The following is a 13,003-nucleotide window of genomic DNA, read 5'->3' as shown; positions in this document are numbered from 1 at the left end:
CCTGTGTCAGGCGTCGGCTGAAGCGAGGAACTGGGTGGCGGCGAGTTCGGCGTAGAGCGGATCGGCGGCCACGAGTTCGCGATGGGTGCCGACGGCCCGTACCTCACCCGCGTCCATGACGACGATGCGGTCGGCCATGGTGACCGTGGACAGCCGGTGCGCGACGACCAACACCGTGGTCGTACGGGCGACATCGGCGACGGTGTCGCGCAGCGCTGCTTCGTTGACCGCGTCGAGCTGGCTGGTGGCCTCGTCGAGCAGCAGCAGCCGGGGTCGTCTCAGCAGAGCGCGGGCTATGGCGACCCGCTGACGCTCGCCACCGGAGAGCTTGGTGCCGCGGTGACCGACAAGGGTGCCCATGCCGTTCGGCAGCCGGTCGACGAGACCGTCGAGACGAGTGGTCTTCAGCGCGCGGAGCAGATCGTCCTCCCCGGCGTCGGGATTGCCGAGCAGGAGGTTGTCGCGGAGGCTGCCGGAGAGAACGGGCGCGTCCTGCTCCACATACCCGATGGCGGACCGGAGCCTGGACACATCCCAGTCCGCGAGGTCCTGGCCGTCCAGTGTGATCAGGCCCTCTCCAGGGTCGTAGAACCGCTCGATGAGGGAGAAGACGGTGGTCTTGCCCGCGCCGGACGGCCCGACGAAGGCGGTCATGCCGCGCGGCGGGACGGTGAAGGTCACTCCGTGGTGGACGTACGGCAGGTCGTCGGCGTACCGGAAGCGGACGTTCTCGAAGGCGACCGCGGCGGGTTCGGCGCCGGGCAGGGACAGCGGCGCGGGTGCGCTCGCCGGCTCGGCGGGCAGCCGCCGGGCCTCCTCGATCCGGGCCAGGGCCGCCGCACCGGTCTGGTACTGCGCGACGGCGCCGACGACCTGCTGGATCGGCGACATGAGATAGAAGACGAACAGCAAGAAGGCGACCAGCGTGCCGATGTCGATGGCACCCGTCGCGACCCGCGCCCCGCCGACCGCGAGCACGGTGATGAACGCGACCTGAATCGACAGACCGGCCGTGTTCCCGGCCAGCGCCGACCACTTGGCGGCCTTCACGCTCTGCCGCCACGACTCCTGGGCGGCGGCATGCACGGCCTGCTCCTCCCGGTGCTCGGCCCCGGACGCCTTGACGGTACGCAGCGCGCCCAGGATCCGCTCCAGTGCGGCACCCATCGCACCGACCGCGTTCTGCGCCTGCCTGCTGGCCCGGTTGATGCGGGGCACGATCACCCCGATCACCACGCTCGCGCCGATCACCACGCCCAGGGTGACGGCGAACAGCACCGGGTCGACCAGACCCATCATCACGAGCGTGGCGAGCAGGGTCAGTCCGCCCGTACCGATGCCGACCAGCGAATCCGTGGTGACCTCGCGCAGCAGTGTGGTGTCGGAGGTGATCCGGGCCATCAGATCGCCGGGTTCGCTGCGGTCGACGGCGGAGATACGCAGCCGCAGCAGATGCGACACCAGCGCGCGCCGCGCCCCGAGCACCACGGATTCGGCGGTGTACCGCAGTACGTAGCCACCGAGCGCGCCGATCGCGGCGTTGGCGATCACGAGTGCGGACATCGCCAGCAACGCTCCGGTGATGGCCCGGTCGTGCTGCAGGTCGTCGATCAAGCCGCGGGCCACCAACGGCAGTGCGAGCCCGGTGGCGCCGGTCATCAACGACAGCACTGCCCCGCCGAGCAGCGCCCAGCGGTGCGGCCGCACATAGCCGAGCAGCAGCTGCCACGGCGGCACGGCGGGCGGGACGGACGGCTCGGAATCCGGCACGGCGCTCCCCCGTCTTGCATTGATGACACCCTGACGTGGGTGGAACTGTAGCCGTACGCTGGTCGCCACTGACAAGACGATTTACGACGTACGACGAACTCGACGGCAGCTGGTGGCGATCGGGAGGTCACGGGGGTGGAAGGGCGCAGCCCTGCACGGGTTCGCAATGAGTTGGTGGCCGAAGTCGTCGACGTATTGCAGGAGTCGGCCACGGTCCGGCATGGGAGCAGTGTCGAGTTATGGGTGAGCATGCTGGGCCAGGAACTGGCCACGCCGGTGGAGCCGTTACGGAACGAGGCGCTGCGTCCGTGGCTGCTGCGTCTGGTGGAGAGCTGCACTCAGATCTCTGACGGCTTGTCATGTCTGGTGCGCTGCCTGAGATATGTCGAGCAGCAGTCCGTCGCCATCGCCTCGTTGCGACGTCTGGTGGACGAGTGGGAGGCGGTGGATTTCTTCGACGGCGCGGACCTGCATCCACTGCGGCCGGTGCTGCGCGAGATGCGGTCGTCGGCGGGGCTCGCGGCGATGGTGCGGCGGGCCAGCCGGTCGCGTATCCAGGAGTTGCCCGAGTGGTGCGACACGGGCTGGGCTGTCTTCCTGCGGCTGGCCGGGGACAATTCGGCCGCGAACGAACTGCCGGTGAGCATGGCGTTCCTGGCGCTGGCCGCCGATCAGCTCGTGGAGGACGGGCAGGCGGAGTCGGCGGAACTGCTGCGCCGCTGGAACCGTGGGCAGGCCCGCGCGTGGGGGCTGGAGGACAAGATGGCGGACTGGCAGCGCGGTGGCGTCGTCCAGGCGCCGCCCTCCCTGGTGCCGGCCTATCTGATGATCCAGTTCGAGCCCGATGGTGTGGACCGCGACCGTTACTACCTCTCCCACTGGCGGCAGTCGGACGCGGAAGGCTGGCATCCCGTTCCGGGCGAGACGCTGCACCTGCACCGCGACGAACTTCCCGGCGAGGTCGAGCAGCTCATCGAGCAGACCGAGGAGCGATGGGCGGACCTGAGGCAACCGGTCGTCCTCGAGTTCATCCTCCCGTGGGAATTGCTGGGCGAGCCGGTGGAGTGGTGGCACAAGGAGTCGTCCTCGCCGTCTCCGACACCGCTGGTGATGGACTACGCCGTCCTGGTCCGTAGCTTCGAGCGGCTGCGCAAGGCGGCCTGGCACCGGCCCTGGCACAAGAAGTGGCGTCACCTCAAGGAGAAGCCGGCGGACAGCCACTCGTACTGGAACCGTCCCGGCCGGTCGCACTTCCACCTTGAGCTGGAGTTGAAGGAGGACGAGCACGCGGTGTGTCTGGTGCTCAGCCAGCCACCGGGCACCGAATCGCCGACCGGCCAGCAGGAGTACATGGCGGCTCTGCGCGCCGGCATACCGGCGATGATCTGGCATCGCGGCGACTGCGACGACCCTGCTTTCAAGGAGGCGGTCGCCGACATCGTGCAGGACAGGGGGCTGGCCGGCCTGGTGGAGCGGGCCGGAAAATGGCGCAAGGAAGCTCTGGCGGTGGGGCCCGAGGGCTGGGACAACCACGTGGGGCGCCATCTCGCGATCCTGGTCGACGACCCGGAGCGCAGACCCGGTGCCCCCGGACCGGACCGTGCGCCGGTGAAGCCTTGAACGGCCGGCACGGACGCACATCCGCGGCCCGCGCACACGGCGAAGGAGGGGTCACGCCGTGAACCAGCATGCCTCCACTGCCGCACATGTGTTCCACCCGGACGCCGTGACCCCAGGCATGCCGGGCATGCTTTTGCGCACGCCTCGCATGAGCCCCCGCACGCACTTGCCCGGAGAGCGGACGCACTGCGAGGCTTTGCCTGTGGACGTCACGCATGCCCGCGGTCTGCGGGACTCCGCGAAACTCTCACCGTCACTTCGACGCTTTGAGAGCACCCATGCACGATGACGACGGGCAGCGGCCGGCACCGGCCACAAGGGCACGGCGGGAAGCCGCACACGTCCTGAGCAGGCTCGGCCGGCCGAGCGGACAGGAGCCCGCGGAGGCGGTCCTCGTCATCGACACCCACCTGACGATGAAGCTGTGGGACCGAGCCGTCGAGGAGCTGGCCGGTGAGCTGGATCGTACGGAGGGCTTCTCCCAGGTGCGGGTGGTGCGCCTGTTGGGGACGGACGAGACCGATCCGGCGCAGGTGCGTCTGGAGGAACCGCTCGGCGACGCCGTTCGGGTACGCCGCTTGGTACTGGTGCTGACCGACGGGCTGGCCGCCGGATGGAGATCGGGCGCGGTACTGCCCCTGCTGCGCGCATGGGGGCGAACGTGCTCCGTCGCCGTGGTCCACATGCTGCCGCAGCAGCTGTGGTTCCGTACGGGGCTCGACGTCTCCCGCGTGCGGATCCGCGCCCCGCGTGCCTGGGCGGCCAACAGCGAGTTGGACTGGGAACCGCGCGTCGCGCCGGTGGAGTTACCCGACACGAGTGAGCGCGACACCGAGGGGGACGACGCCGATGCCGTCGTCGTACCGGTCCTCGCGCTGACCAACAGCTGGGCGGCGGCCCTGACGCGCCTGGTCTCGGGGCAGGAGCCGCACTGGCTGGACCTGTCCGTCATTCAGGCCAGGGAGTGGAAGCGCAGGCCCGACGCCGCGCGCGCCCTCCCCTGGGCGGAGTACGTTCCCGACCCGCAGAGCACGGTGCCCGCGGCGGAACGTGTCTCGGACTTCCGGGCGGGCGCCTCCCCCACGGCGTTCACGCTCGCGACCCGGCTGTCCGCCGCGCCGTTGAGCCTTCCCGTCATCCACCGGATCGTGGAGACGACTCCGGGCGCGGGCCCGGTTCATGTGTCGGAACTGCTGATGAGTGGTCTGGTCCGGCCCGGCCGGGTGTGGGGCGAGGGCCCGGCGGATGTGGCGTTCACATTTGCTCCGGACATCCGCGAGGAACTCCTGGCACTGGGGCGTCGGAGTGACACCGCGCGGATTCTGCGTGACGTACGCGCGCTGCTGGCAGGGGACCAGGAGGAGGAAGCCGCCTCGCCTCTTCCGCCACCCGCCGAACCGCTGGACACCTTGGCGATGCCGCGCGTGAACAGTCGCAATATCGCATTCCTGCGCGTGGAGCTCGCTGCTCTGCGGGCGTTGAACGGTCGCTATGCGCAGCGTGCCGCCATGTTGGCCAGGGTGCTGCACTGGCACGATCGGCGATACGCGGTCAGCCTGGAGAAAACACCACATATTTCGACGGGCCCCGCACCGTCCGGGTCGGGGGCAGCTGAACACGGTGCTCCCCCCATTTCTCGTAACGTTTCTGAAGGAGCATCGGAGATGTCGACTAGGCCCCAGGGAACGGTGGAGGGGGACCGCACATCACAACCGCGCGTCTGGGGAAATCTGCCGCCCCGGAACCCCAATTTCACCGGCCGCATGGCGTTGCTGGAACAGCTTGACGAGCGTCTGCGGGAAGGCACGACCACGGTTCTGCCGGAAGCGATTCACGGTATGGGCGGTGTCGGCAAAACGCAGCTCGCCATCGAGTACGCGTATCGCCACCAGTCGGAGTACGACATCGTCTGGTGGATTCCGGCGGAACGGCCCGGTCAGATCGGGCAGGCACTGGTGGAGCTTGCCGGGCGCCTGGGTCTGGAGACCAGCACCGAAGCCAACATCGCCGGTCCCGCGGTCCGCGAGGCGCTGCGCGAGGGGCAGCCCTTCTCCCGCTGGCTGCTCATCTTCGACAATGCCGACAGTCCGGAGCAGGTACGTCACTATTTCCCCACCGGCGGCAACGGAACGATCCTTGTCACCTCCCGTAACCGACGGTGGGGGCTGGTCGGCGGATCCCTCGAAGTGGATGTGTTCACCCGCGAGGAGAGCAAGGAACTGCTGCGCCGCTCCGGGCCGCTCCTCGAGGACGACGAGGCCGATCGGCTGGCCGAGGCGCTGGGAGACCTGCCTCTGGCTCTGGAACAGGCTGCCGCCTGGCGGGCGGAGACGGGAATGCCCGCCTCCGAATATCTGCGGCTGTTCGAGAGCAAGCGCACCGAACTCCTCGAAGTGGCCCCGCCGCCGGACTACCAACTACCTGTCGCCGCGGCGTGGAATGTCTCCCTCGACCATCTGGAAACGCGCAGCCCGTCAGCCCTGCGGCTGTTGCAACTGTGCTCCTATTTCGCCCCGGACCCGATCTCCCGGTCCATCTTCTCGGGCCTCGGGAACAGCAGCATTTTCCCCGAGCTGGACGCGACGCTGAACGATCCGATGAGGCTCGCCCGGGCGATAAGGGAGGTGAACCGCTACTCCCTGGCGCGGATCGACCATCGCACGAATTCCATTGAGATGCACCGCCTGGTGCAACTGGTGCTGAACAACCGCATGACCCCCGAGGAGCAGTCCCGCATGCGCCATGGCGCCCACACCCTGCTGGCCGCCGCCGACCCGAAAAGTCCGACCAGTCCTGCCAGTTGGCCACGGTACGCGGAGCTCTACGGTCACGTCATCGCCTCCGACGCGATCAAGTCCGACCAGCCATGGGTGCGTCAGCTGGTCATGAATATCGCCAATTACCTCTACTACTGGGGCGACCACGGGGTGTCGCTCGACTTCTCCGAGCAGGCCTGGGAATCCTGGCGCACCATTTTCGGCGAGGAGGACCAGCAGACACTTCTCATGGGGCACTGGCTCTGCTTCGTGTACCTGATCGTGGGCCGCTTCGACGACGCGGCGAGGCTGGTGGCGCAGCTCAGGGAGATCTACGTGCGGACCGCCCCCGCCGACGGCGAGGACGCCCGAGAGGACGCCCTGGACGCGATGAACCTCGAAGCCGCCGTACGCCGCGCCGAAGGCAGGTTCGCCGCCGGGGCCGAGCTGGACGAGATCGCGTACGAGCGGGCCCGCAGGGCCTTCGGGGAGGACGACCCCAGCACCCTCAACACCGCCCACAACCTCGGGGTGAGCCTGCGTCTGACCGGTGATTTCCGCCGGGCCCTGGAGCTGGACCAGCACACGCTGGCACTCAAGCTGCGGGTGTTCGGCCGCGACGATCAGCGGACTCTGATCACCGAGAACTCCGTCGCCATCGACGTGCGGGAGATGGGGGACTACGTCGGTGCGCGGGCGCTCCAGGAAGCCGCACTGGATGCGTTCCGCGATGTCTTCGGCAGCGGAAACCCCGCCACCATCGATGTGATGCGCCAGCTCAGCGAAGCCTGCCGCAAGGCGGGCGACCACGCCCGCTCTCTCGAACTGGCCACGGAGGCCTACGGAAGGTTCACCCGGCGCTACGGCGACGCCCACCCCCAGTCTCTGTCCGCCGCGCTGGCCCTGTCGGTGGCCCTGCGCCAGAACGGCGACCTGCAGGCGGCCCGCGCACGAGGCGTCAACGCGTGCAAGGACTACCGCGAGGTCTACGATCCGAACCATCCGCATGTCCTCGCCTCGGACGTCAACCTCGCGGTCACCCTTCGGCTGCTCGGCCAGCCGGAGGAGGCGCACCGCCTGGACGAGACCGCTCTCGCATCCCTCACCGAGCGGCTCGGCACGGCTCATCCCACCACCCTCAACTGTGCGATCAACCTCGCCAGTGATCTCGCCGCTCTCGGCAACCATGCCGAGGCCCGCACCCGGGGCGAGACGACGCTGCCGCTGTGCCTGTCCACCTTCGGCCCGGACCACCCGACCACGTTGGCGTGCTCGTTGAACCTGGCGATGGACCTCATCGCCGTCGGTGCCGAGGAAGAGGGCACCGCACTGCGCCGGGACACTCTGGAGCGGATGGAGCAGGTTCTCGACGCCCCGCGGCTGCGAGCCGACCCGGGCACCGCACACCCGGCCACGCTGCAGGCCAAGGAAGGACAGCGGGCCAACTGCGACATCGACCCGCTGAGGCTGTGAAGGCCCCGGCCCTAGCCCTGGCCGCCCAGCCACTCCGCGAGGCGTACGGGGTCCGGGGCCCGGCCCGTGGCGGCCTCGATCGCCTCGTGCACGGCACGGGCCCGCTCCGGAAAGCTGAGCAGTAGGCGGGAGGCGGCATTCCGGACCTGCCCCTCACCGGCAAGTGCGCGCCCCAGACCGACCCAGGCCGCCACGGGTGCGCCCTTGCCGGAGAGCTGCGCGACGAAGGCGGCTCGGGCTCCGGCCCGGTCGTCGTGGGCCAGCAGGACGTCCGCCACGGTGACGCCCTCGACACCAGCGGTGGCTCCGGAGCCCTGGGCGGCAGCCTGCCCCCGGGCCCCGTCGGGCTCGCTGAGGCGATGCCGGATCAGGACGGCCGCGCTGTCCAGGAAGCGGACCTCACTGTCCGGCACCAGTTCGGGCTCGGCGGCGAGGCCGGCCGGCGCCCGGTCATCGCCCCGCTGCCAGGCCCGCACGGCCTCCTCCACGGCTTCGGCGGGAGGCCGCAGATGGTGCGCGCGCCAGCGGGCCCGGTGGTCGGCTGCCGCTTCCCGGGCCAGCTCCGACTCGGCGTCCGGCACCGGGTCGGCCAGCCACAGGGCGCACTGCTCGCGCAGCCCCTCGATCACGTGCCGCCCCAAGGGCGTCAGCCGTTCGTGACCGCGCACCAGATTCAGCGTGGACCACACCTGCGCACGCCACAGGGCGAACTCGAAATGCGCCGGCGAAGCCTGGGCGGCACCAGCGGCGTACCGGTGCACGCGCCAGAAACGGGTGACCCCCGTGAAGGCGTAGATCCCCTGCAGCAAGCCGCTCAGCGGGCGAGGATCATCCCGCCAAGGGGCGTAGAACAGCTCCTCCGGATCCTGCGCGGCCTGCGGGGCCTGGGCGTTGATCAGCGGTTGCAGGTGGATCAGGCCGCCCAGCTTGGTGTGCTGGAACTCGTGCACCAGCGTGGCGGCGAGTTGCGGCACGTCGTCCGGACAGGACGCTGTGACACCGCCGAACGCGTCCCCGGCCGTCTCACTGTGCGGCCGGAACCTTTCCCTCGCCGGCGTGGGAACCAGCGACAGCAACCCTCGCCGCATCCCCTCGGCGCTCTCCGGCTCGTCCCGCAGCAGGATCTCCCACGCCTCGGCGAGCATGCCGTCCCATGCCCCGGCCTCGGCGGCGGACAGGAGCCGCGGCCCGCTCGGACGGGGGAACGTCCGGTAGGGGTCCAGTTCGTCGAGGGGCAGGCGCTTAGGACGTTCTCCGGTCTCCAGTACGACGCGGCGTACCGCATGCCAGTCAGGGCTGTTCGCCTCCGCGTCCCGCGGGACCAGCACCTGGCCGCTCTCGGCGCTTATTCTCAACTCCCCTTGCCGCGCCTCGACTTGGGCCACGCTCCACGGCGCACGCGCGGGCAGCACCGCGCACCCCAGCGTCGGCAGCGGCACCAGGCCACGGCGCACCGGCACGGCCAACGAGAAGTCCAGACCGGCCCGGGCTCCGGCTGCGGCGGCCAGCGCCGACAGGTGCCCGAGCACCACCCACAGGGGAGCGTCCTCCGAGACCTTGCCTCGCATCTGACGCAGCGCGAGGGACACCCACATGCCCGTGGGCGGGGACATCAGGACGTCATCGAACACCGCCGGTGCCTGCCGCTGGACGCGTTCGAGGAGGGACCAGGCATCCCGGTGCGACAGCGCCGTCCCGGACGCCTGCGGTGGATCGCCTTCGGAAACGCCCTCATCGAGGGCCCTCAGAAGCAGCAGCCGGCGGCTGCGCTCGGCGGCCAGTATCTCCGCGACCGCGGCGGCGTCGCCCTCGCCTCGGGCAAGGGTCTGTAAGCTCACCGCCGACAGCCGGTGGAAAGGCAGGTCCGCCCGGGCCGCGGACTCATCCGGCATGGGTACTCTCCAGCACCGAGCCGATCCGCTCAGTCGAAACGTGACGGGTTGTGCCCCGACTCCGTGATGGACTGAGTGTTGTCGATGTGGTGCAGCAGCCGCTCCAGCGACTCGGCGATGGCCGTGTTGTCCATGGAGCGCAGCGCTTCAAGAGAAACCCCCGAGAGATCTACGAGACCGGACTCGACGGCAGGCAACGATCGCTCCACGGCTGCCAAGTCCCCTCCCGTAATTCCATGTCCGCGCGGTCCGTGCCCTCATCATGATGACCCAGCAGGGCTCAAGCCGAAACCCCGCGACCAGGCCGCCCCGCGAGATCGAGTCAGCCAAATCGCCGGGCCAGTCGGGCCGCCTCATGGTCGACTCGGGCCACTTCGGAGGACGGCCCCTCCAGCAGACGTACGGCCTCCAGGAGCTGATCGAGCGTGCCCGGATAGCGCAGACAGGTGCGCACGATCCCGTAGACGTCCATCCTCAGCCGGGGATCCCTCGGGCTGTTCGCCGCGATCTCCGCGCTGATGCTGTCGAGCAGCAGGGCCATGCTGTTCGCGTTGCGCAGCGAGGGAAGCGCCACCAAGGCGTCCACGAGGTCCGTGAGTTCTAGCAGCGGCACGTCGGGAGGCATACCGGTCAGACGGGTCAGACGGGTCCCACCTGCGACCGGCCCGGAATGTACGGGGTCTGCCGCAGACCCGAGCCGCTCACGCGCCGGCAGGCCGGCGTACCGGTGGAACCGCTCCAACTCGGCGGCGGACAGCACGTCGTACCAGTGCTCGACGCGGCTGGCAGCCAGCCTCCCCAGGCCGTCCGAGCGGTGATGGGCGCTCACCACTCCGATCACGGCACCGTCGCACCACACCACGGCACCCGACATTCCCTCCCAGGGGGAGCGCTCCGGTTCGCTGTCATCTCGTGGGGCGGCGACGGCGAGTTCAAGGGTGCCCTCGCGGCGGTTGGACAGTACGGAGACCGTTCCCGTGACGTGGCAGGAGTCCCGGTACTGGCTGGGAGCGCCGTCGTCGAGGAGGCGCATGCTGTCCTGCCGCAGTTTGAACCGGGGGAAGCCCACCGCGCTGAAGGGCAGCACCACGTCGGCATCGGGCACCGCGGCATAGCGAGGCTGCTCGGTGCCGCCGGGCGCGGGCGGCGCGCCCGTGATCTCGAGCAGTGCGACATCGGCGGCCTCGGCGAAGAGCACGACGTGGGCGTCGGCGGTCCACTCCCCCGGCCGGTCGGCGTCGACGCGCACCCGCACCGACGTCGCCGGCCCCTCCACCACGTGCGCCGCCGTCAGCACGCACCGCTCCGCCACCCGGTAGCCGGACCCACGCCGCCCGGACCGTCCACCGGGCCTGCTCACGAGTACTTCGGCGACCCGCACCGCCGCCAAACCCTGTGCGCTTGCCTGTGCCTGAGCTGACATCGGGCCGGCTCAGCGCTCGCGTTCCGCTTGTTCGCCGCTCACCCGTGGCCGCGCCCCGGAATCACGAAGGCGAGGCTCCAGGGTCAACGTGACCCGATGGGTGGTGCTGTTCCCCGTATGGCCGACGGCGCCGGCCTCCACGACCCAGAAGCGAACCCTGCCCTCCGCCGTACCGGACCGCTCCACGACGAACTCCGCCTCGAGCTCGACAGAGCCCAGCTCGAAGCGCAGCTCCTCGTCGCGCGCGGCGGACATGGCGGCGGTGAGTTCCGTACGCAACTGGGCGATCATTTCCGCGAGTTCAATCACATGCCCCCTTTACCCCCGGCGTGATCCCAGCACGCGTGGGGAGACAGCGAGGCATGGCACGACCCGGATGGCCTTTACGTCAAGGACGGATCGGCCGCATGGGCGTCGGCCGATCCGTCCTGGGGCTCTGGTACCGCCGGTGGTGTCGTCGCCTCCGTGGCCTCCGTCGCCTCCGTCGGCAGTTCGGCCCAGACGATGCGGCCGGACCCGTGGGGTGCGTCCCTGACGCCCCAGTCGCTGCTCAGCATGCCGACGAGCAGAAGCCCGCGGCCACCTTGGTCGTCGGGCTTCGGCTGTCTGCACGCGGGGAGCGTACGGCTGCGGTTCTGGTCCTCGACCTCGACATGGAGCCGGTCCCCGGCGGTGCGGAGTCTGCACACGATCAGGTCGCTCTCCGTGTGCGTGAGCGCGTTGGTGACCAGCTCGGAGGTCACCAGTACGGCGTTGTCGCAGGTCTCGCGGCTGATTGCCCATTCGCTCAGCAGCAGCCGCACGTTCCTGCGGGCCTCGGCCACCGAGACGGGGACGGCGGGCAGGCCGAACACGCCTGCCTTGTGGAGGAGTTGGTCACCGGAAAGTCGGCCCAGGGACTGAGGGAAGGAGGGCGAAACCATCGCCGTACGCCTTTCGTCTGCAGAGCACAACACTCCTGGTTGCGACCCTTGATCCCCCAACTGGGCTGCACAGCCCCTTCGTTCATCGGACTGGGGCCGTACGACCACTGTGACACCTGCCAACAACGTCCCGCAACCAGCAAGTTGAAAATTGCAATTTGTAGGGCGCAGGCCGCCCCAGTCGCCGATGATCGTGACAGACTGCAATGCGTTGGCCCGGACTACGGGTGAGGAGGTAAGGCGTGACCTCGGAAACCGACTGGGGCGGCGCGCCTTCCGTCCTGCGCATGATCCTCGGCAGGCAGCTCGAGGAGCTGCGCAGTCGGGCCGGTCTGACGTACGAGCAGGCGGCCACGGCGATCGGGGTGAGCCACTCCACGATCCGCCGGATGGAGTCCGCCAAGGTGGCCCGGCTCAGGCTCGCGGACGCCGAGAAGCTGCTCCAGGTCTATGGCGTGAAGGACCAGCAGGAGATCGACACCTTCCTGAAGTCGGTCCGCGAGGCCAACAAGCGCGGCTGGTGGCACACCTACCGTGACGTACTGCCCGACTGGTTCGCCGCGTATCTGAGCCTGGAACAGGCGGCGTTGCAGATCCGGGCGTACGAGGCGCAGTTCGTGCACGGACTGCTCCAGACCGAGGCCTACGCGCGCGCTCTGCTCGGCGCCGGCAATCCGCACGCTTCGGAGGAGGCCACCGAGCGCCGGGTCGCGCTGCGTATGCAGCGCCAGGAACTGCTGTCCCGTCCGAACCCGCCCCGTGTGTGGATCGTGATGGACGAGACGGTGCTGAGGTGGCCGGTCGGAGGACCCGAGGTGATGCGCGCCCAGGTCGACCACCTGATCACGCTGAACGCGCTGCCCCATGTGACCGTACAGATCATGCCGTTCAGCAACGGTCCGCATCCGGCGATGCGGGCCGGCGCCTTCCATCTCTTCCGGTTCAGGGCCAGGGAGTTGCCCGACATCGTGTATCTCAGCGGCCTGGTGGGCGCTGTGTATCTCGACAAGGCCGACGACGTCCTGGTCTATCGCGAGGCCCTGGACCGGCTGGGCGCGCAGTCGACGCCCGCCAGCAGGACCGAGGCTCTCCTCGGTGCGATACGCAAGGAGCTCTGACGTGTACTACCACCACATACACAACGGC

At 69.5% G+C, this 13,003-nt stretch carries 9 protein-coding genes; 3 read left to right on the top strand and 6 right to left on the bottom strand.

Annotation, left to right across the window (positions count from 1 at the left end; translation table 11 throughout):
* Nucleotides 1-6: 6 nt before the first annotated feature.
* The gene (locus tag ACGFNK_RS36440) at nt 7-1,770 is read right to left on the bottom strand and encodes an ABC transporter ATP-binding protein (RefSeq protein ID WP_393422936.1); all 1,764 of its coding nucleotides are present in this window, start codon (nt 1,768-1,770) and stop codon (nt 7-9) included.
* Between the two features lie 174 nt (nt 1,771-1,944).
* Here ACGFNK_RS36440 and ACGFNK_RS36435 point away from each other — a divergent pair, with 174 nt between their 5' ends.
* Nucleotides 1,945-3,390 carry a hypothetical protein gene (locus ACGFNK_RS36435; RefSeq protein WP_393422934.1) on the top strand — a complete coding sequence of 482 codons (1,446 nt, stop codon included), beginning with the start codon at nt 1,945-1,947 and terminating at the stop codon, nt 3,388-3,390.
* Nucleotides 3,391-3,668: 278 nt separating this feature from the next.
* On the top strand, nt 3,669-7,619 hold the full coding sequence (gene fxsT, locus ACGFNK_RS36430) for an FxSxx-COOH system tetratricopeptide repeat protein (protein WP_393422932.1): 3,951 nt from the start codon (nt 3,669-3,671) through the stop codon (nt 7,617-7,619).
* A gap of 11 nt (nt 7,620-7,630) precedes the next feature.
* Here fxsT and ACGFNK_RS36425 read toward each other — a convergent pair whose 3' ends face one another.
* The 5 genes from ACGFNK_RS36425 to ACGFNK_RS36405 all read right to left on the bottom strand — a co-directional run bounded on the left by ACGFNK_RS36425 (nt 7,631) and on the right by ACGFNK_RS36405 (nt 11,857).
* A complete protein-coding gene (locus ACGFNK_RS36425; RefSeq protein WP_393422930.1) occupies nt 7,631-9,511 on the bottom strand; it encodes an HEXXH motif domain-containing protein in 1,881 nt (626 codons plus the stop codon).
* A 29-nt stretch (nt 9,512-9,540) separates the two neighbouring features.
* Entirely contained in the window at nt 9,541-9,708 is a 168-nt protein-coding gene (locus ACGFNK_RS36420; protein WP_393422929.1) for a hypothetical protein, read from the bottom strand.
* A gap of 125 nt (nt 9,709-9,833) precedes the next feature.
* The gene (locus tag ACGFNK_RS36415) at nt 9,834-10,934 is read right to left on the bottom strand and encodes a trypsin-like peptidase domain-containing protein (protein WP_393422927.1); all 1,101 of its coding nucleotides are present in this window, start codon (nt 10,932-10,934) and stop codon (nt 9,834-9,836) included.
* Between the two features lie 9 nt (nt 10,935-10,943).
* Entirely contained in the window at nt 10,944-11,243 is a 300-nt protein-coding gene (locus ACGFNK_RS36410; protein ID WP_393422925.1) for a trypco2 family protein, read from the bottom strand.
* Between the two features lie 74 nt (nt 11,244-11,317).
* On the bottom strand, nt 11,318-11,857 hold the full coding sequence (locus ACGFNK_RS36405; RefSeq protein ID WP_393422923.1) for an ATP-binding protein: 540 nt from the start codon (nt 11,855-11,857) through the stop codon (nt 11,318-11,320).
* A gap of 242 nt (nt 11,858-12,099) precedes the next feature.
* Here ACGFNK_RS36405 and ACGFNK_RS36400 point away from each other — a divergent pair, with 242 nt between their 5' ends.
* Nucleotides 12,100-12,975: a helix-turn-helix domain-containing protein gene (locus ACGFNK_RS36400; RefSeq protein ID WP_393422921.1), complete on the top strand. Its 876-nt coding sequence runs from the start codon at nt 12,100-12,102 to the stop codon at nt 12,973-12,975.
* Nucleotides 12,976-13,003 lie beyond the last annotated feature (28 nt).

Source organism: Streptomyces sp. NPDC048825, assembly GCF_043198355.1.
GTDB lineage: Bacteria > Actinomycetota > Actinomycetes > Streptomycetales > Streptomycetaceae > Streptomyces > Streptomyces xiangluensis.
Note: the sequence above shows the minus strand (reverse complement) of the source record. Positions and strands in the feature narration are given on the sequence as shown.